The organism is Methylobacterium sp. 13MFTsu3.1M2, from assembly GCF_900112625.1.
In the GTDB taxonomy this organism is placed as follows: Bacteria; Pseudomonadota; Alphaproteobacteria; order Rhizobiales; family Beijerinckiaceae; genus Methylobacterium.
Window position 1 is genome coordinate 1 of record NZ_FOMM01000006.1, and the last position, 19,298, is coordinate 19,298.

Genomic DNA, 19,298 nt, shown 5'->3' on the forward strand with positions numbered 1-19,298 from the left:
CCGTCGATGTCGAGGCCGAGGCTGCTGCCGGGGGCGAACGCCACCGGGCCGAGCACGGTGAGCGTGCCGGGGGAGTTGCCCGGCCGCAGGGCGCCCGCGACCGTGACCGGGGCCGCGACGGTGCCGATGCCGCGCAGGGTGCCGGCGGCCGCGACCGTGACCGGCGAGGTCCAGAGGCCGTTGAGGGAGAGCGTGCCGGCCTGGACGGTGGTCGGGCCGGAGAAGAGACCGGAGCCGGTGAGCAGGAGCGTGCCGGGGCCGGCCTTGGTCAGGCTGGTCGGGCTCGCGGTCTCCAGGATGGCGCCGGCATAGGTCGAGGCGGCCGCACTGGAGACCGTGAGGGCGCCGTTGCCCAGGACGGCGGAGGCCGGGCCGGCGAGGTCGGTGAGCGTGAGGGCGGTGCCGCCGAGGTCGAGGGCGCCGGTGTTGGTCAGGCCGGTGAGCCCGGCGAGCGGGCCGGTGATCTGCACGAGGCCGGCGTTGGTGAGCATGCCGTTGAACTGCCCGGACAGGCGGGCGACGCCGGTGTTGGTCAGGTCGGCGGTGAGGGTGCCGTCGCTGGCGACGAGGCCGGCGTTGCTGAGGCCGCCGGAGGCGGTGAGGCTGGCGCTCTGGGCAACGGCGACGAGGCCGGCATTGGCGAGGGGGCCGGCGAGGCTGTAGCTGCCGCCCGTGGTGACGGCGAGCGTCGCGCCGGCGGCGTTGGCGAAGGGGCCGGTGCCGGCCACGGATCCAGAGACGGCGAGCAGGCCGGCATTGTTGGCGATGGGCCCGTCGATGCGGCCAGCGCTGGCGAGCACGGTGCCGGCATTGGTCAGGCCGCCGCTGATCATGCCGCTGGTGGACAGCGTGCCGGTGTTCGCGACGCCGCCGCCGATGGCGCCGGCGTTGCTCAGGACGCCGCTGTTGGTCGCGCCGCCGGCGATGGTGCCGGTGTTGAGGGCGGTGCCGGTGTTGCTCAGTCCGCCCGCGAGAGTGCCGGCGTTGACCAGGCTGCCGGTGTTGGCCGCGCCGCCGGTGATGGAGCCACTGTTGAGCGTGGTTCCTGCGTTGTTCAGCCCACCCGCGAGAGTGCCGACGTTAACTAGGCTGCCGGTGTTGGTCGCGCCGCCGCCGATGATGCCGGTGTTCAGGGCCAGACCGGCATTGGCGAGGCCGCCCGCGACGGTGCCGCTGTTGGCCAGGACGCCGAGATTGGCGACGCTGCCGGAGACGAGCCCGGCATTGAGGAAGCTCGCCGCCGAGCCGACGAGGACCGGCGCGGTGAGGCTGCCGGTGGCGGTCAGAGCCAGGGTACCGGCGCTGATGACGGTGCCGGCCGTGAATGTGTTGGAAGCCGATAGGATTGCGGTGCCAAGTCCAGTCTTGACGAGGGTGCCCGACTGACTACCGTCGGCAATCGAGCCCGCGAAGGTGGCGTTGCCGAGGTCGATCTGCAGGGCACCGAGGCCGGTGAGTGTGAGCGGGCGTGCGGTGGTAAAGCCATCGGTGAGGACCTCAAGGGTGCCGCCGCCGAGGATCAGACCGGTGCCGGCGGCGCCGAGGTTGGCGTCGCGGGAGACCGCGAGGGTACCGCCATAGACCGCGGTACCGCCTGCATAGGTGTTGGTCCCAGCGAGTTCGAGGGTGCCTAGGCCAGCCTTGATCAGACCGCCGGGCCCAAAAATGTCGCCGCCGAGGCTCGCGACATCGAACGGGTTCAGCGCCGTAGTACTCATTAGGAACACGGGAAGCCCGGTTCTGAACTGCGATGCCAAGCTTAGGCTGCCCTGCAGCGCGATCATCGGCTTCGCAAGGAGGTCAGCGCTCTCAGGCAAGATGCGCTGATAGCCTGCGAAGCCGCTGTCAGCGTCATAGATGAGATTAAAACCCCGTAGGATCGTGATCGTTGTATTAATATACGTTGCGCCCGTGTCGTTTGTCGATCTGCCCTCGGCATAAACGGGGCCAACCGGGGCGAGCGGATTGTCCGTGTCGCCGACCCTAAAGCTGTACAATGCAACCGGTGGGCTCGAGTGGCCCGGTATGTAAACGGTTACGAGAGTTCCATTCGGCATATTCTCGCCGCGCTTGATGCTACTGCCTTCTGGGATCTTAACGTAGGCGGTGTAAACGCCGGTGTCGGGCAAGATTGTCCCAGAGCCGATGGCGCCTCCCGCTCGTAGGTCGCCCGGCGTCATCTGCCACTCGATTGCGTTCCCTGACTGCGGTCCGGCCGCCAATCTCACAAATGTAGTTCCCTGCGTGTTAGCAGCGGTTAGGCCTAGCTCAATGCCATTCTGCGTAACAACATAACCACGTACGAGCTTAGATGCGTCACCGTTAGCGATCCAGTCAATATTGAGTAAGGGGTTGGCGTCGGGCGTTCCGTTTGGAAAGCCGGCTGCCTCACGCCCAAAGCCAACACCAAACATCTGAGTGGTGATCCGACCGGTCACCGGGGCGCCTTTATGGATTTCAGATGTTACTCTAAGGATCGGAACAATCGCTGACGCAAGTTTATTATTTTTGTCGTAGAAATTGACGGTCATCTCGTAAAGATCACCGTATAAATATCGGTCGCTGCTGCTATAGTTGATCATGCCTGGGCCAATCGAATTTTGACCAGGAGCAGGTTGCCAAACTGTCGAGTCCTTGCCGATAGCGATTCCGGTCGATCCTGTATCGAGCTGAAAAGGACTGGTTGTTGTGCTAGATCCAAAGCTGAGACTTATGGTGGCGCCCTGACCGTTGTCTGCAAAGACAATGGGGGAAGCAAATGGGATCGAGATGCTGGTTGATTTGTCTGAATAGAGACTCCAGGCTGCACCCTCGGCGCGAGCGGTCGCAGCCGGCGTCGAAAATGCGATCCCGGCAAGCAGCGCCGCGCGACAACGGTCAGGTACAGTAATAATCATCAATCAAGTCTTTTTAATCCGAATTCTGACTTCGCAGAAAAAATTCAGAAACGTTAATAATCCGTAAACGTGCTCGTTTTGCTGTATCAACGGCATGCATTTTGATAGAGGTTCATATGGTCTTTGGCATCGACGGGCTGATACATGGTATAGCCATAGTGGCTGCGTCAGGTGGCCGTCAGCCTGCATTATTTTTGGCTTTTCGAGGCGATTTCCTTTTGGAGTCCTCATTGCCCCGGGGCTTGCGGTCATACCTCTCCATTTCGATCACTCTTTTGTCTGGCGCCCCATCTGCGCGCCGGGCACGCCCAGCCTAATTGCCTTCGCGAGCGCCGAGCGCTTTGCGGCGTAGCCGGCGGCGACCATGGGATAGTCGTCAGGCAGGCCCAAGCGCGTGCGGTAGTCCTTCGGGGTCAGACCGTGAGACGTCAGATGCCGCTTCAGCGTCTTGTACGGCTTGCCGTCGATGAAGCTGATCAGCGCGTCGGGCTTCATCGACTTGCGGATCTCGGTGGCCGTCAGGCGAAAGCCCTCGGGGTTGGCCGCCGCCGCGGCCGGCGCCAGGTCCTGGAGCGCGACGAGGCCGTCGCGGACTGTGCGCATCAGCCCGGGCAGCGCATCTGCGGTCACGGCCTGCCGGCTGACGTAGGCCGCCACGATGCCAGCGGTGAGGCTGAGGAGGTCGTCGGGGGAATCGGACATGGGGCGCTCCTGATCAGAGGGTCGATTGCGCGGACCGAGCGGATGAGGAGCGGCCACGATCAGGCCGCGGAGGTTGCCGTGAGCGGCAGCGGGCTCCCGAAGCGCCAGCCGTCCTGGCCGCCCATGTGGATGGGGGTCATCATCGGTCCGCCGAGGCGCCGGTAGTGTACGGCCCACGCTTCCCGTCCGGGCGAGTCGTCGCGGACGAAGACGCGGCTGTGCGGCGCCCCGGGCTGGGCAGCGGGGCGAAGTCGGTCTGGCGCAACCACGTCTGCGACGCGAAGGCGTAGCCCAGCTTGCGCTGAGCGTGTGCCGCGTAGGCCCGTGCCGCGGCGATCGCCGCGAGTTGCTCGGATTCGGACAGCGCCTCGAAGAGGGCACGGGCATCCCGGGCCCGGGTCCCGACGAGGCCATCCGGCCAGACCGCGACGAGATGCTCGAATCGTACGGCGACCGGATCGAGCTGGCCGCCGGCGGCTGGTCTTCCGCCGGTCCGTGACACTGCAACTCCGAAGCTACCGCTGTCGCTGTCAAGTATTTTGAATACGGGCTCCTTGCCGCTGCTGTGAGAGAGATGCTCTTCAGCGCGGAGACCGAATGAGGCGCCGCAGCTGACGTGCTCTGAAGCACCTAAGCTTTCTGAGGTCGGAGATATGTACTCCCGGAGCGAACCGGCGAAATCAACCGGATCGCCCCAGATCAAATTAGATCTGTTCAATGCGCCATCTGTTAACGAAAGCAGCAAGCCATGAAGTCCATTGTTGTTGCCGCAGCCCTTTCGATCGCCTCGATCGGCGCAGCAAATGCGGGACCTATTATCGCCCTGGATAAGGAACTCACAACCTCCGATCAGCCCCTCGTGTCCAACGTCGCTTGGCTCAGCCGCTACGGCAAACTCTGCTATCACGGCACGAGGTGGATCCCCGCTTGCCATGCTACCAATCGGCCGGTTGGCTACATGAGAGGTCACTGGAACGCGACCCGTACTCGCTTCATTCCGGGGCGTTACTATTGAGGCTCCGGAAACCAAGTGATCCAACCTGCGCCTCATGTGAGGCGCGGTCCGGCCATGTGGCAATTGCAGCAATCGCAGCTCGTGCTTCGAGATCGCAAATTCTGCACGATCAACACACCTCAACATTACGGCCCGAAATCTGTGGTTTTTTGCAGTATTACAGTCAGATCAGGTAGCAGTATGAGCAAGGCCGCTCTTCGCACCCTTGCCGGTGCATTTGCTGGCGCAGTGGCCAGCGTGACTTTCGTGCCCATGGCCCTTGCAGCGCCAAGTGCGCCCGCCGCTGAGACATGTGACTCGGACGACCCAACCTCATGCCTGAGCCGCCATGGCGAAGCGGCTGGGAATATGTTGTTTAAGGCTTACGCCGACGCATCCAAAAAGGTCGCTCCGATGTGCTTAGAGGTGATCGGCCCGGCTATCGGCGATTGCTTGGAGCGTACTCGACGAGTCGCGGACAAGGAGCTCAATGAGACCTACGCCCGTGCGATGAAGTCGATAGGCAGCGACGATGACGCGGCCCGCAAATGGCGCGAAAGACTCAAGCTCGCACAACAGGCTTGGCTTCGATTTCGGGATGCCGACTGCGGCGATGTCATATCATTCGAGTGGATGGACGGTACAGGCGCCGGTCCAGCGGGATCAGCCTGTCTGGTCGCGCATACCATAGAGCGAGCAGCAGAACTTAAGCGGCGCTACGACCGCGAATAGATTTGTGACGCGGACTTTGGGCCCCTCCTGGCCTTAAGGTCCCCGTTTCTCGCCCTCGATGAATTTAGTTTGAGATTGATATACACCCGCGCCGGATGAATTGGCGAATACGCTAAGGCAGCACCCGCAGAATATAAAGGCGTCGACGATGAAGGCTCTCGCTCTCTCTATTGTTTTATCTGCCGGATTTCTTAGCGCGGCATACGCTGCGCCGAATGATACGGCGCCATCAGCCTCGAAAGAACCGCCGCCCTTGGCCTGTATGGATGACAATACAATAGACGCCTGTCTGAACCGTCATGGTGAGGATGCAGCGAAGGCGCTGTCGAAGGCCTACGTAGATGTTGCGGGCAAACTCGATGCTGCCTGTTCTGAGGTAATCAGCCCAGGGATGACCGCCTGCCTGGGTCGAGCCCAGGAAATCGCAGATAAGAAATTGAACGCGGCTTACGCACGCGCCATGAAGGCGATCAGCAGCGAGGATAACGGTAAGAAGTGGCAGGAGGAGCTCAGACTTGCTCAACAGACTTGGATGCGCTTCCGCGATGCCGACTGCGGCGATCTCATCACCGATGAGTGGCATGGCGGTACAGGGACTTATCCAGCTATCGCCACCTGCTTACTCGGGCATACGGAAGCGCGAACCGCGGAGCTTAAGCGGCGCTATGACCGCTGGTAAACGCTAGCGTTCTTCTCCCGGTGATAGCTCTAGTGGTTTGAGTTAAAAGAGGTTTGACAGTTTAGTCGGGTGGGCGGATCGTTAGGTGCTTCCTGATGGAGGTGCGCCATGTTGCGTGGCTCAAAGGCCGTCTCTCTCGATCTCAGCGAGCAGGAGCAAGGTGAGATCCAGCGCCTGCTGCGGCGACACGAGACCGGGCAGGCGCTGGTTTCGCGCCTGCGTATCATCCTGGCCTGTTGTTGTTGCCCCCTAAAGACCGGACAGGGTCTCCTTGGTTGATCGGGTGATGAACTCGCGCGGCGAGCGGTAGCCCAGCGCGCGATGAGGATGAAGGTCGTTATAGTGCGCCAGCCAGACAGGAAGCTGGCGCAGCACGCTCTCGGCGTCCGGTAGTACCGAGACACGCACGTAGTCGCGTTTCAAGGTTCGCACGAACGCCTCGGCCATGCCGTTGCTCTGCGGGCTCTCCAGCGGCGTCGTTTTTGGCACCAAACCAAGGTCGCGGGCGAAGCGGCGCGTGTCGCGGGCTACGTAGCAACTGCCGTTGTCAGTCAGCCACTCGATCAGGCTCGGCAATTGGTTGACCGGCCCGAAGCGGTGTTCGACGGCGGCCACCATCAGGTCGCGGACGTCCTCGCCCGTGATGCCCGCCGTGGTCGCCACGTAGCTCATTGCCTCCCGATCGTAGCAGTCGAGCGCGAAGGCGACCCGCACACGCTCACCGTTCTCTGCCGCGATCTCCAGCCCGTCCGAGCAGCGGGCATGCCACCCGGTCGGAGACCGGGCGGGGACCCGCCCAGCGCGTGTTGCGCACGGCCACCGCCACCTTGCCCTCGTGGCGGCGCGTCTCGGCTCCGCCCGCATGTCGCTGGAGCAGGAGGCCGTGCACCTTCATGACCCGGTAGACCCGCTTGGCGTTCGGCGCAGGCCGCCCATCCCGCTCGGCCTGCCGGCGCAGAAGGGCATGGACGCGCCGATAGCCGTAGGTCGGCAGATCGGCGATGAGCGCCTGGATCGCGCCGAGCAACGCGGCGTCGGGTTCAGGCGGACGGCCCCGTCGGCGCATGGGCTTCCGGACGGTGGAGGCCTGCCTGGACGAGGCGAGGTGCGGGCGCGACACGCTCAATGCTGCGGCCACCGCGCTCACCGGCCGCCCCCGGCCACGAGGTCACGCGCGAGGTCAACTTTTTGGGGGCGGCGACCCGCTCCATCGCCTCGCGCAGGATCTCGGTCTCGAGCGTCTTCTTGCCCAGGAGCCGCTGCAGCTCACGGATCTGTGGCTCAGGCATCACGAAGCTCAGAGGCTGGCACCACCTCTTCACCGGCACCGGCGGCCGTGAACGCGCCGCGCTCCATCAGCCGACGCCACGTGAACAGCTGGTTGGCGTTCAGCCCGTGGCGGGGGGCGACGAGCGAGACGGACTGACCGGGCAGATAGGTCTCCTCGACGAGGCGCGCCTTCTCCTTTGTAGTCCAGTGCCGCCGGCGCTGGACGGAGGTGGTCCTGCAAGCGTTCCCCGGTCTTCAGGTCTCGGACCGAGGTCCTGAATATCCCGTCCTTGAGCACGATGCGCATCCGGCAGGCTCGTCCGTCCGAGGCCTTCCCTTCGTGGACTAGAACGTAGGCCTCTGCCCGGAAGACGGCGTAGAGGCTGCAGAAATGACGGTTGCCCCACGCCGTCCTCATACGGACATAGGCCTCCCCGCGGCCGTAGGGCACGATCTCCAGCGTGCTCTCGACGGCGCGAATCGCTCCGGATCGGTCACGGGCGACCGGCCAGCCCGAGGGCGCCGGCCCGACCCACCTGTCGCGGCGCCCCCCTCTCGCCTTCGCCCCCCGCCATCGCGTAGGTCCAATCGTGCCCACCGCCACGCTCGACCCCGCCGACCGCCCATGCTCCCACAGTACCGCTGGCTCTGGGCCCTGACCCTTCTCCTCGCCTCCGGCGGGGCGGGCCTCCTCTACAACCTGCTCTTCGTCGGCGGGGCCTCGATGCTCGCCGGCCTGGTCTACGCCCTGGCGGTGGGCGGGACGGTGCTGGCTTTCGTGCCCGGCCTGGCACTGTCGGGCGTCCAGACGCGGCTACGCCGCCTGCCGGCGCTGGTCTACATGCTGGCCGCCGAACTGCTCTACGTGGTGCTGATCACGCTCGGCTGCGCGCTCGGCGGCCTGGTCGTCTGGACCTTCGGCCTCACCGACGACAGCCTGTCCACGGCGGTGCGGATCACGCCACGGTTCCTCGCCTACTCGCTGGCCGTGTCGGCCCTGCTGGTCTTCGTCATGCGAATGCGCGACCTGATCGGCGGCGAGGTGTTCGTGAACTTCATGATCGGCCGCTATCACAAGCCGGTGCAGGAGGAGCGGATCTTCCTGTTCCTCGACGTGGTCGGCTCCACGGCCTTCGCGGAGACCCACGGCGACCTGCGTGCCCAGGAGTATCTCAGCACCGTGTTCGCGACGCTCGCCGAGCCGGTGCGGCGCAACGCCGGCTCCACGGACGACTTCATCGGCGACCTCGCGATGATCACGTGGCCGATGAAGCGCGGCCTCAAGGACGCGCGCTGCGTGACCTGCGTGTTCGCGGTGCTCGACCGGATCGAGGCCGACGCCGCGGCCTGGCAAGCCCGGTTCGGGACGGTCCCGCGGCTCCGGGCGGCGCTGCACGGCGGTCCGGTGGTCACGGCCGAAGTCGGGGTCGACCGCCACAAGATCGCGTATTTCGGCGACGCCGTGAACGTGACGGCGCGGATCGAGGCCCTGTGCCGCCCGCTGGGTGTCGACATCCTGATCTCGCAGGATCTCCTCGACCGGCTGGACCGGCTGCCCGACGGCGTCCGCGCCCGCGCGCTGGGGACGCACGCCCTGCGCGGCCGCGGCGCGCCCCTGGCGGTCGCCACCCTCGAGCGCGGCGCGGCGCCGGACCGGCTGATCCCGGAGCAGAGGCCGGCGCCGCCGGTGCTGGACCGCGCCGAGGCCGTCGCGGAACCGCGCTAGGCTCCCCATCTCGGCCGCGTGTCGGTCGCGTCTCAGCGGCGGCGGACCCAGCGCTCCCACCAGCGCTCCCACCCGTGCTCCCAGAGGCGCCGGCCTCGCGCGCTCGCCGCGCGCCACGGGGCTGCGGCCGGGCCGGCCCAGTCGGAGGTTGCCCCGAGCGCCGCCGGCAGGGTGGCGATGAGCGCCGCCGGCCCCTCGATGTCCCAGCCGATCACGCAGCAGCCGCAGCCGGTGCTGCGCACGCGGGTGAGCCGGCCGGCATGGGCCAGCATCCAGCGCTCGGCGGCGGCGACGTCGTCCCAGTCGCCCACGTCCACGCACAGGGAGGCGCGGGCGTGGCCCGGGGCCGGCGGCCCCTCGGGCTCCGGGTCGACCCGCCCGTAGAGGGCACGCAGGGCGTCGGAATCCGGTCCGGCGTCGCCGGCGCTCACGGCGCGCCCATCTCGGCCAGCTGCCGCTTGGCGAAGGTGCAGGCCGCGAAGTCCGGGTTGATCGCGCAGGCCATGTCGAACGCCGCCCGGGCCCGGGACGCCTCGGCGGCGACGCCCTCGCCGAGGCGATAGGCTTGGCCGAGCATGGCGCAGCCCCAGGCGCCGCGCCGGTCGCAATCGAGGCGGAAGCTCCGGGCGAGGCAGGCATCCGTGTCGGCGCGCGGCGCGTCGCGGAAGGGATCCTCCGCGTAGCCGCCGTTCCGGATCCCGGCCGCCCGGTTGGTGCAGCCCGCCGGGAACCCGCCCGCGCAGGCGAGGGCGTAGAGCCGCTCCTTGTCGAGGATGTCGGCGACGTCGAGGGAGTGGTGCTCCAGGGCGAGGGCGAGATCGAAGCAGGCCGGCGCGTTCGACCACCGGGTGCAGAGCGCGTAGCAGGAAGCGGGCTCGCGCGCGCAGCGGCGCTCGGTGGGCCGGCGGGGCGCGAACGCCCACCGCCAGAGCGGGCGCTCCCGCGCGAAGGTGTCGGCCGGGCAGGTGCCGAAGCTGCGCAGCAAGGCCGGGTCCTGCCGCAGCGGCGCCGCGATCTCCGCAGCCTCGGCCTTGTTGAAGACGGGTGCGGCGGGCGCCTCGTCGGCCCGGGACGCCCCCGGTCCGAGCGAGAGGACCGGGGCCAGGGCGAAGAGCGCGGCGAGGCTGGTCCGGAGGTGCCCGGCCGGGAGGCTCCGGGCCGGGCTCATCGGCGCCGTCGCCAGCGGCGCAGCAGGCGTCGCAGGCCGAGGAGCAGGGCCACCGCGAGGACCAGAAGCCCGAGCGCCGGGTGCAGCAGGGCGGCCGCCTGGAACAGGACGAAGATCCCCAGGACGACCTTCCAGGGCTTCATCGGGGCGTCGTCGGGCTCGGCGCCCGCGTCCGGCGCGGCCTCCGCGCGGGAGGCCGGTTCCGGGGCGCCGAGGCGCGGGCGCCCCGAGGCCGGCACGCCGCTGCGGCCCGGCATCGGCGCGGCCGCGCGGGCCGCGATCTCGGCCGCCTCCCGGGCGGCGGCCGCCTCGGCCTCGGCCAGGATCGGGTCCGGCTCGGGCGCGGGGCGGGGGGCCGGCACCCACCAGCGGGCGAGGGGCACCTCGCCCCGCGCGGACCGGGCGCGGAAGTCCGGCTGCCGGGGCGCCGTCGCCGGGGCCGAATGGCGGTCCGCGAGGGCGCGGGCCTGCGCGACAAGCGGCGCGCCTGTCTCCGGCGTGACCATCCGGACGAACTGGGCGAAGCCGACCGCGGCGCGGAGCACGCCCGCCTCGCCGGCCGCGCCCCAGCGGCGCCCGGCCGGCCCGTGCCGCTCGAGCCCGTGCAGGAGGGCGCGGAAGCGGCGCAGGGTCTCGCGGGGCACGCCGACCCGCTCGTTGACGGTGAGCCCGGTCACCTCCTGGTGCCGGCCGCGGCGCATCACGCGGGTCTTGTCCGGATGGACGGTGAAGCCCTCCCCGGCAACGATGGCGTGGACGTATTTGAGCAGCGCGCCGACCTTCCCGGCGGCCTCGCCGGAGGCCGAGAAGGTCAGGTCGTCGGCGTAGCGCGTGTAGGTGAAACCGAGGCTGCCGGCGAGGCCGGCGAGCCGGGCGTCGAGCCGGGTGCAGACGAGGTTGGTGAGCGCGGGGCTCGTCGGCGCGCCCTGCGGCAGCCGGCGGGGCCCACGGGCGGCGTAGAGGCGGGCGCCGTCGATCTCGACCGCGTCCACGTCCGGCTCGGTGCAGAGCAGCGCCAGCACGGTCGCCACCGGCTCGGCGTAGCCCAGGCCCCGGAACTTCCCCTTGATCCGCCGGTAGTCGAGGCTCGGGAAGAAGTCCTTGAGGTCGAGATTGACCACGACGTCCCGCCTGACATGGGCGGCGGCGTTGGTGACGATCGAGCGGCCGGGCACGAAGCCGTGGGCCGCCGCGTGCACGGGGACGCGGGCGAGGAGCGCGTCGAGGATCCAGTACTGCGCCCGCTTCAGGCGCGGCATCGGCGCCGAGATGCGGCGCAGGCCGCCCGCCTTCTTGGGGATGGTGAAGTGCCGGTAATGGCTCACCGCGCTGAGCGCCCGGTCGTAGGCGAGGAAGCGCAGCTCGCCGAGGCCGATCCCCATGGCCTCGGCCAGCGCCTTCGGGCTCGCCAAGGGCGGGAGACCGGGGGCGGGCCCCCGCCCCGGAGCGTCCGCGTGCGCGAGGCCGGCCGAGACGCCGTCGCCGAGATGGAGGATCTCCGCCTCCCGGCGCGCGTGCCATGCCTGCGCCCGCGCGTGGCGGTCGCGGGCGTTGCGCAGCCGCGTCTCGCGCCGCCGCTCCAGCGCCGCCTTCTTGCGGCGGCGATGCATCTCCTTGAGGGCGGCCTCCGGGTCGCGCCACGCCGCCTCCCGCCGGTGCAGGTCGGCGAGGGCGCGGGCGATCTCGCCGCGGCGGCGGATCAGGTCGTCCGGCGGGTTGGGTTGCGCTTCCCCGTCCGGCCAGAAGCCGAGCCGGATCATCTCCTCGAGGATGACCTCGTCCTTCGAGCTCTCGCGGATCCGGTCGTAGAGCTGCTGGCGGGTCAGGCTGCCGGGCTGCTGGCTCATCGGCGACCTCCGGCGCAGGCAGGAGGCGTGACGGGGGACGTCGGCCGGGATGCCTTCGTCAAGTCTCGGGACTGGCCCGGTCCACTCGACGCCGGCACGACCACCGGTGCGCGTTTGGGTTCAGCGAACCCAAACCGCGAACGCGCACCGGTGGTCAGTGCCGGCCCAGTGAAGAGCGGGCCAGTGACGCTTTGCCGGGCAGGGTGCAGGGACGGCGAATCGCCGCCCGAAATGCAAGGTCCGCCCCGGCCGACGCCCCTCGTCGCGGGGAGGATAGGCCAGGCGCGCGGGCGCATCAATCGGGTCCGTCTCACGCCTGCCACCGCACCGGCTTGCCCTCGACCTGGGCGTGGACGAGGCGGCGCACGGCCAGCATGTGCTCGCAGGGGCCCCGGGTCAGCCGGTTGTGGGTGTAGAACCCGCACTGGCAGCTGCCGCCGACCATGCGGTCGTCGGAATCGAGCTCCACCGCGGGCGTCAGGCTCCGGCCGTCGTCCAGCACGGTCCCGCTCAGGCGCCGCCTGTCGCCGGCCTGCTCGACGGGCCCGAGGGTGACCAGTCCGGCCGCCAGGAACCGGTCGGCCTTGGCCTCCTGCTCGGAGGCGAAGCGCAGGGCGCCCGGCGCCAGCGGCTCCCGGGTCAGCTCCCGCAGGCGGTAGACCCGCTTGTCGAGGTCGAACATGGCGCGGCCCGCCTGCACGTAGCCGCCGAGCGCCGCCTCCACGGTCGACCGGTCGAGGCCGGTCTCGGCGGCGAGTTGCCCGGTGTCGGCGGCGTGATGGCGCCGGAGCGCCGCGAAGACCCGGGCGGCGGTGTCGGCGTCGACGTCGGCCCGGGGCGCGAGCAGGTCGAACTGCCCGGCCCGGGACCAGTCGTTGGCGGTCCAGCCCGACAGGCCGAGCGTGAAGCGCAGGCCGCCGAAATCCACCACCGCGAAGGCGGGGAGCCCGGTGCCGAGGAGGTGCAGCCGCACCGACCGGGCGAGCGGCAGGGTCCGGGCCAGGATCGCGAGCCGCCGCCGGCCCCACAGGCGGATCTCCGCGGCCGCGCCCCCGCGGTAGATCGAGCGCCGGAAGGTCAGCCGCTCGTTCCAGGGCTCGATCAGCACGCTGACCGGCCGGCCGGGCTCGAGCAGGAACCGCAGGGAGCGCGGGCCGTGGCGCTCCCGGCGCGCGGCGAGGCGGGTCAGGATCGCGTGCATGTCGACCGGGTGCAGGTCCACCACGTGGGCAGGCTGCGCCATGGCGCTCGACACCTGCAGGAAGCCCCGCATCCAGGAATCGGGCAGGTCGATCTTGTCCTCGCGATAGGCGGCCTCGCCGGAGGTCTGGACCGCGAAGCCGGTCGGGTCGATCGCCAGCTCGGTGTCGCGGTAGCTGCGGATCTTCTGGAACTCGTCGTAGAGGGCGTGGCTGTAGTCGATGTTGGTCGTGCCGCAGGCCATGTCGCCGATGCGCGCGAACGTGTCGTGGTCGCAGGACAGGCGCCCGTAGCTCGATTCGTCGAGGCTGAACGCCTCGAAGAAGATCTCGTCCGGATGGACCGTGATGACCGGGTCGAGCACGATCCAGGCGTCGAGGTTCTCCCGGTAGAGATAGTCGAAGTACCGCTTCCGCGCGTCGTAGAACGACCGCATCACCGCGTCGGAGCGGGCCGCGATGTCCCGGGACTCGGCGCGCAGCGCCTCGATCTCGGCGCGCAGGCTGTCCTTCTCGGCGAGGGCCTCGGCCAGGAGTTCCTGCTCGTGGGCCTGGAGCCACGCGAAGTAGGCGGTGCGGTCCTTCGGCTTGAAGCGCAGGTCCGACACGACGACGTGGTGCAGGGCGGAGATCGCCTCCCGGAACGGCAGGTGCCGCGCCACCGTCCCGGCGAAGTAGGTCGGCTCGCGCAGGGTGTCGGGGACGAAGCCGAGCCGGGTCGCGTCCGCGTCCGAGACGGCCCGGCTCTCGCCGAGGTAGCGATGGACGAAGTTCATCGGGCCTCTTCCGAGACGGAGACGGGTCCCCGCGCCTCCGGCGGGCGCCGGACGAGGGGCACGGCGAGATCGGGATGCGCGTCGGCGACGTCGCGCAGGGCCAGGATCGCGGCGCTGCGGTCCCGGGCCGTGCCACTCAGGGTCAGGTCGGCGAAGAGCGGCAGCAGCGCCTCGGCGCGGGCGCGGCTGCGCAGGGCCTCGGCCCGGAGGAAGGCGGCCATCCGGTCCTTGGCGACCCGGCCGCGCAGCACCTGCAGCATCACGATGCGGGCGAGGGGGATCAGCCGCGCGAAGGCCGCCTCGCTCGCCACGGCCTGCTCGGTGAGGAGTTCGGTGAGCAGGAGGTGCATCGACGGGGCGGGGTGTTCCAGGAGGCGCAGGACCTGCGCCTCCGCGTCCTCGGGCCGGAGCCGGCTGCGCAGGAGGTGGCGGGCGAGGGCCAGGACCTCCGGCTTGACGCTGTCGGTGACGACGGCGAGCGCCTCGGGCGTCCAGGCGGTCTCCGGCCACGCGTCGAACAGGCCGCGGGCGAAGGCGAGGGTGTCGGGCCAGTCGCTCTCGACCAGGAGGACGGCCTCGGCCGCCGCGGCCTGGAACCGGGCCGGGTCGGCCGCGAAGGCCGCCATCGCCCAGTCCCGCACCGATCGGTAGGGGTGGCCGCCGAGGCGGGCGATCTGGCGGACACTGAGGGCCTCGGCGCGCCGGTCGGGCAGGAGGGCGGCGCCGAGGCGGCGGGCGCCGTCCGCGCGCGCCTGCAGCAGGCGCCACAGGGTGCCGTCGTCGAGGGCGGCGCATTCCCCAGGCAGGGCCTCGCGCAGCAGGGCCACGGTGTCGGCGGCGTAGGCGTCGTCGGGCGCCGCGCGGAACAGGCTGCCGATCAGCTCCCGGGCGAGGCGGGGAGCGAGGCCCGGATCCGCCGCCGCGAGGCGCGCCACAAGGGGCCGGGCAGCCCGCCGGACGGCGCTGTCGGGCCCGCTGGCGAAGGCGACGATCCGGTCCGCGTAGAGCCCGAGCCGCGCGTCGTCGAGGCGCGCCAGCAGGACGAGGGCGGCGATCCGGATGTCCTCGGATTCCGCGCCGATCAGCGCGTCCCAGCTCTCCGGCGGCAGGCCGGCGGCCCCGGCCTCGGACTGCGCCAGGAGGGCGAGGCCGGCGGACCGGACCGCGGCGGACGGGTGGGCGATCAGGGCGGCGGCGGTCTCGGACGCGACCGGCAGGTCGCGGTCCGGCCACAGGAAGGGCAGGGCGGCGCGCAGACCCCGGATCGCGGCCGTCGCGGCCGCGTCGGGCTCCGGCGGCATCGCCCGCAGCCACGCCACCAGCCGCGCCACCAGGGGCGCCGCGAGCCCGGTGGGCAGCGCCCGCGCCCCGGCGAGGCCGGGGAGGGCCGCCTGGACGTCCGGCTCCGGGCTCGTGAGCAGCGCGGCGGCGAGGTCGGGATCCGACCAGACGATCGGCGCCCCCGCCTCGAGGCGCCGCAGGGCCAGCGCCCGCGCCTCCGGCTCCGGGCTCGCGAGCAGCGCCGCCACCAGGGCGGCGAGTTCGGCAGGCTCGGCGATCCCGGCGGCGAGACGCGCCTGGGCGGTCCGGAACGCGAAGGTCCGCACGGCGTCGTGCGGGGCGGCCAGCAGGCGCCCGATCTCGCTGGCCGTCAGGGCCGCGCAGGCCCGCGGGTCCGCGCGCAGCACCCGCAGGCCCAGCCGCGCCACCGGCTCGATCCGCCCCTCCGCGGCGAGGCGGAGCGCCAGGTCCGGCCGGGCGCTCCAGAGGTCGGGGAAGGCCTCGTCGCGCCGGTCGGGATCGACGGCGCCGGTCTCCAGGAAGGTCAGCGATCCCGTCCGCGGCCGGGCCTCCGGGGCGTGACGGTACAGGAGCTGGCTCGCGGTCCAGTTGCGGGCGAGCGGCCCCCGTGCCCGGGCCTGCCGGCCCCAGGTCCCGTCCGGCTGCCGCCCCCAGGCGGTCCAGCGCGCCGGCGGGTCGAGGTCCTCCGGCCCGAGCGCCAGCAGGAAGCCCGAAGCCAGCGACGCGAAGGCCGGGTCCCCGACGGCGCCGCGCTTGCGCAGGGCGCGCCAGATCCGCCGCTTCATGTAGGCGCGGGTGGCGGTGGACAGGCCGAGCCGCGCCTCCGGCCCCTGGCGCGCCGCGTCTACCGCGACGTAGCGCCGGAGGTCGGGGACGTAGGCGTGGCTCCGGCCGGCTTGGTACATCGCCTGCGCGGTCTCGAAGCGCTGGGCGGTCGCGCCGAACAGGGCGGCGTCGTCGGCCATCTCGGCGTGCTTGAAGAGGCGCCGCAGGCCGATCAGGTAGGGCGGCCGCGCCGGCAGCCGGAGCAGGGCGGCGCAGAGCGTCGCGTGCAAGCCGGGCGCCGCCTGCGCCCGGCGGCAGAGCGCCACCAGGGCCGGCCCGACCCGGCCCGGATCGTGCCGGGCAAGGCCGTCCAGCGCCCCGCACAACCCGTCGACGTCGCCCGCCTCGGCCGGCCGGGCGACCATGCCGGGCAGGTCCGGCTCGGCCTCCGGCGGCCGGTAGGGCCCGGTGAGCGGGGCGGTGAGTGCGAAGCGGGCGAGGTCGCGGACCACGCTGCCGGGCGCCTCGGCGGCGATCGCCGCGAGCGCCGGACCGGCCTGTGCGCCCGCCGCCCGGGCGAGCGCCCAGACCAGGGCGTAGCTCGCCCGCGCCGGGCCGAGGCCCTGCGCCAGGGCGATCAGGTCCGGGGTGGTCGCGGCCAGCCGCAACTCGCCGATGCGCCAGAGCAGGCGGTCGCGGTCACGCTCGGCCCAGCTCTCGCGCAGGCAGGCGGAGAGCCGCGCCCGCAGCACGCCATCGCGCCCGTCGGGCGTCGCCTCGGGTGCGGCGGTCTCCGGGCCGTCGACCCGCCGGTAACCGCCGTTGATCTTGGAGACGACCACGCTGTCGAACACCCGGGCGGCCGCCTCGGCGGTCACGGGCTGGGGCGTCTTGGAGCCCTCGCGCAGGGTCGCGCCGCGCCGGCCGTAACGCGTGTTGACGAAGTAGCGCTCGGGCGTCCCGAGGGCCTCGTTCTCGATCAGGTCGACGTCGTAGACCTTGTCGGAGGTGGCGTCCCGCAGGTGGAGGCGCGCCGCGCGGATGACCCTCATGCCACCGCGCCGGCCCGCGCGGCCGGGCAGGGATGCGTCGCGCGCGCGCGACGGTCGACGGGTCCTCGCATCCGGGCTCCTCGCGAAACGACCGGGACGGGCCGGCCGGCGAATCGCGGCGCCCGAAGCCGCGGCAACCTGCCCCAGCGGGACCGAGGGGGCAACCGCGCGCGCACGATTCCGTGATCGGGCCTCATCAGGCCTCTTCCGGCCCGGGATCGTCGCGCATAGCGGCGACCCAGAGGGCGGCCCGGGCGAAGGGCTCGGACTGCGCGCCCGGAGCCGCCAGGGTGGCGGAGAGGAAGGCGGAGAGCCGCGCGGCGGTGGCCGGATAGCCGGTCGCGGCGAGGCGTGCGACTAGGTCGGCCCCGCCGGCGCGGGCGCTGGCCGCGAAGGCCCGCCGCCCCGCATGGAGGGCGCTCGCCAGGAGCGCGGCCGCCTCGTCGAGGAGCGTGGCCGGCCCCAGGTCCGGCGCCGGCGGGATCGGGTGGCCGGCGCCGTCGGGGGCGGCGAGGTCGGGCACGACGAGCCGGTCGACCGACACCGACCAGGGATCGCAGACCAGGGCGCCGTCCGCGATCCGCACCGGGCCGGCGACCTGCCGCACGGGTCCCCAGCGCCCCGCGCAGGCGCCCGCGAGGGCGTCCAGGGCGTGCGGCGCGGCGGGGTCGTAGGCGCGGGCGAGATGCAGCGTGCCGCCCGCCCCCGGCAGCGCGACGGCGGCCTGCCACATCTGGGCGCCGGGCGCCCAGGCCTGTCCCAGGACCACCTCGACGGGGAAGACGTGGAAGGCCTCCAGCCGGTCGCGCGGGCGCAGGAAGACGGGCGGCCGGTCGGCGAGGCGGCGCAGGATCGACGGGACGTCCCGCGCCGCCAGGGGGGCCGGCAGGGCCACCAGGGCGTCCCGCGGCAGCAGCGCCGTGCGGCCCCGCGCGCCCTGGCCGAGGGCGAGGAGCCCGTCGGCCCGGCGCCGCGCGACGCTGGTCAGGATCTGGCCCTGGCCGGTGCCCGAGACGGACAGGCCCGGGCTCAGGAGGCGCCCGGGCAGGCCGGCCGCGATATCCGCCTCGGCCTCGCCCGGCGCGAACGCGCGCTCCAGCGCCAAGAGCGCGCCGGTATCGGTGTCGGCCAGCGCCACCCGGGCGGTGGCGCCGCGCCCGCGGGCGAGGAGCCGGGCGCCCAGGGAGACGAGGCGGGTCTTGCCCATGGCGGTCTCGTAGGGCTGGCCGAGGCCGAGGGCGGCCTCCCCGCCCCGGACGCGGCCGAGGAGCTCCGTGGCGAGCGCCAGGACGACGGCCGCGTCGTAGGCGGCGTGGCGCCCGGCATAGGCCGCGACCTGCCCGTCGAGATCCGCCTCCGCCAGCAGGAGCTGCGTGGCGCCCCACCTCTCGGCCGCCCGCCGGAGCCGGACGAGGGCCGCGCCGTGCGCCTCCGGTCCGGACACGACCCCGGCCTCCAGCAGGCCGGCGACCACCCGGTCGGCGGCCTCCGCGAGGTCCGTCTCCGCCGGCTTCGCCTCCGCTCCGGCCAGGGCCGCGCCGCCCAGGCGGATCTCGGCGGCGCCCGCGGCCTCCCGGAAGGCGCGGATCGCCAGGGCGACGTGGGCGCAGCCGCCCCCGGCCGCGCAGTCGCAGCGGGCGTAGCCGACAGCGTCGGGCACGAGGAAGCGCACGGTCGCGGTCGGGAGCCGCGCGGCCGGGACGGCGCCCCGCTCCAGCCCGACCGTGATCCCACCCGCCAGGAGGCGCCGCAGCTCCGCCGCCGCCGCGCCGCCGAGCCCCGCCTCGAAGGCCGCGCCGTCGAGGGTGCCGGGATCCCAGGCGACCGGCGCCGCGGCCGGCACCGCCGCACCCTCGGGATCTCCATCGCCGGCCCCATCGCCGGTCCCGTCGGCCGGCCCGTCCGCGACCGGGGCGGCCCGGTAGGCGACGACGAGGGCGACCCGGTGCCGGCACATCCCGCTCGCCGGGCAGGTGCAGCTGGCCTCGCCGGGAGGCCGGCCGGGGCCGAGCCGCGTGACCGTGCCGTCGGCGAAGCGCGCCTCGACGGTGCCGTCCCCGGCCTCCGCGAGGTCCGGCCCCTGGCCGGCGGCCACCTCGCGCAGCGCCCGCTTCACCAGCCCGGCATTAGCGAGCTGGATCAGGCCGTCATCCGTGAGCGCGCGGAGGTCGGGGCGGGCCATCGGCGCCG

At 71.7% G+C, this 19,298-nt stretch carries 12 protein-coding genes and 1 pseudogene; 4 read left to right on the forward strand and 9 right to left on the reverse strand.

Features of this window, described 5'->3' with window-relative positions:
• On the reverse strand, positions 1–1,718 hold a 1,718-nt coding region (locus tag BM314_RS30485), incomplete at its 3' end, for an autotransporter outer membrane beta-barrel domain-containing protein (RefSeq protein ID WP_170868043.1).
• 1,446 nt (positions 1,719–3,164) lie between these two features.
• Positions 3,165–3,599 (reverse strand): Ros/MucR family transcriptional regulator, encoded by a 435-nt coding sequence (locus tag BM314_RS05890; protein WP_091977376.1) that lies wholly within the window; start codon positions 3,597–3,599, stop codon positions 3,165–3,167.
• 346 nt (positions 3,600–3,945) lie between these two features.
• Between BM314_RS05890 and BM314_RS30490 the strand changes: the two genes are divergently transcribed.
• From BM314_RS30490 to BM314_RS05900, 3 genes are all read left to right on the forward strand, one after another.
• Positions 3,946–4,098, forward strand: coding sequence for a hypothetical protein (locus BM314_RS30490; protein WP_170868044.1), 153 nt, complete (start codon positions 3,946–3,948; stop codon positions 4,096–4,098).
• 696 nt (positions 4,099–4,794) lie between these two features.
• The gene (locus BM314_RS29925) at positions 4,795–5,325 is read left to right on the forward strand and encodes a lysozyme inhibitor LprI family protein (RefSeq protein ID WP_170868046.1); all 531 of its coding nucleotides are present in this window, start codon (positions 4,795–4,797) and stop codon (positions 5,323–5,325) included.
• A 148-nt stretch (positions 5,326–5,473) separates the two neighbouring features.
• Entirely contained in the window at positions 5,474–6,004 is a 531-nt protein-coding gene (locus BM314_RS05900) for a lysozyme inhibitor LprI family protein (protein ID WP_139237803.1), read from the forward strand.
• Between the two features lie 249 nt (positions 6,005–6,253).
• On the opposite strand, the pseudogene BM314_RS05905 reads toward BM314_RS05900, so the two are convergent.
• Positions 6,254–7,495, reverse strand: a pseudogene (locus BM314_RS05905) (IS3 family transposase); the annotation flags it as partial.
• 403 nt (positions 7,496–7,898) lie between these two features.
• On the opposite strand from BM314_RS05905, the gene BM314_RS05910 reads away from it, so the two are divergent.
• A complete protein-coding gene (locus BM314_RS05910; RefSeq protein ID WP_091977381.1) occupies positions 7,899–8,999 on the forward strand; it encodes an adenylate/guanylate cyclase domain-containing protein in 1,101 nt (366 codons plus the stop codon).
• A gap of 32 nt (positions 9,000–9,031) precedes the next feature.
• On the opposite strand, the gene BM314_RS05915 is transcribed toward BM314_RS05910, so the two are convergent.
• The 6 genes from BM314_RS05915 to BM314_RS05940 form a co-directional block, all read right to left on the reverse strand.
• Positions 9,032–9,430, reverse strand: coding sequence for a hypothetical protein (locus BM314_RS05915; RefSeq protein ID WP_091977383.1), 399 nt, complete (start codon positions 9,428–9,430; stop codon positions 9,032–9,034).
• A complete protein-coding gene (locus BM314_RS05920) occupies positions 9,427–10,167 on the reverse strand; it encodes a hypothetical protein (RefSeq protein WP_091977385.1) in 741 nt (246 codons plus the stop codon). Before BM314_RS05920 ends, BM314_RS05915 begins: the two co-directional genes overlap by 4 nt.
• Positions 10,164–12,014, reverse strand: a complete 1,851-nt coding sequence (locus tag BM314_RS05925) for a reverse transcriptase family protein (RefSeq protein ID WP_091977386.1) — start codon at positions 12,012–12,014, stop codon at positions 10,164–10,166. Before BM314_RS05925 ends, BM314_RS05920 begins: the two co-directional genes overlap by 4 nt.
• 310 nt (positions 12,015–12,324) lie before the next feature.
• Positions 12,325–13,989 (reverse strand): hypothetical protein, encoded by a 1,665-nt coding sequence (locus BM314_RS05930; protein ID WP_091977388.1) that lies wholly within the window; start codon positions 13,987–13,989, stop codon positions 12,325–12,327.
• Entirely contained in the window at positions 13,986–17,108 is a 3,123-nt protein-coding gene (locus tag BM314_RS05935) for a hypothetical protein (RefSeq protein WP_091977390.1), read from the reverse strand. The genes BM314_RS05930 and BM314_RS05935 overlap by 4 nt, the downstream gene beginning before the upstream one ends.
• A 196-nt stretch (positions 17,109–17,304) precedes the next feature.
• On the reverse strand, positions 17,305–19,290 hold the full coding sequence (locus BM314_RS05940) for an SWIM zinc finger family protein (RefSeq protein ID WP_091977391.1): 1,986 nt from the start codon (positions 19,288–19,290) through the stop codon (positions 17,305–17,307).
• Positions 19,291–19,298: the final 8 nt, after the last annotated feature.

What these genes read in the sequence shown, in the direction of transcription:
- BM314_RS05935 (WP_091977390.1), bottom strand. Translation starts at nt 17,108, where the DNA reads ATGAGGGTCATCCGCGCGGCGCGCCTCCACCTGCGGGACGCCACCTCC.
- BM314_RS05890 (WP_091977376.1), bottom strand. Translation starts at nt 3,599, where the DNA reads ATGTCCGATTCCCCCGACGACCTCCTCAGCCTCACCGCTGGCATCGTG.
- BM314_RS05940 (WP_091977391.1), bottom strand. Translation starts at nt 19,290, where the DNA reads ATGGCCCGCCCCGACCTCCGCGCGCTCACGGATGACGGCCTGATCCAG.
- BM314_RS05930 (WP_091977388.1), bottom strand. Translation starts at nt 13,989, where the DNA reads ATGAACTTCGTCCATCGCTACCTCGGCGAGAGCCGGGCCGTCTCGGAC.
- BM314_RS05920 (WP_091977385.1), bottom strand. Translation starts at nt 10,167, where the DNA reads ATGAGCCCGGCCCGGAGCCTCCCGGCCGGGCACCTCCGGACCAGCCTC.
- BM314_RS05900 (WP_139237803.1), top strand. Translation starts at nt 5,474, where the DNA reads ATGAAGGCTCTCGCTCTCTCTATTGTTTTATCTGCCGGATTTCTTAGC.
- BM314_RS05925 (WP_091977386.1), bottom strand. Translation starts at nt 12,014, where the DNA reads ATGAGCCAGCAGCCCGGCAGCCTGACCCGCCAGCAGCTCTACGACCGG.
- BM314_RS29925 (WP_170868046.1), top strand. Translation starts at nt 4,795, where the DNA reads ATGAGCAAGGCCGCTCTTCGCACCCTTGCCGGTGCATTTGCTGGCGCA.
- BM314_RS05910 (WP_091977381.1), top strand. Translation starts at nt 7,899, where the DNA reads ATGCTCCCACAGTACCGCTGGCTCTGGGCCCTGACCCTTCTCCTCGCC.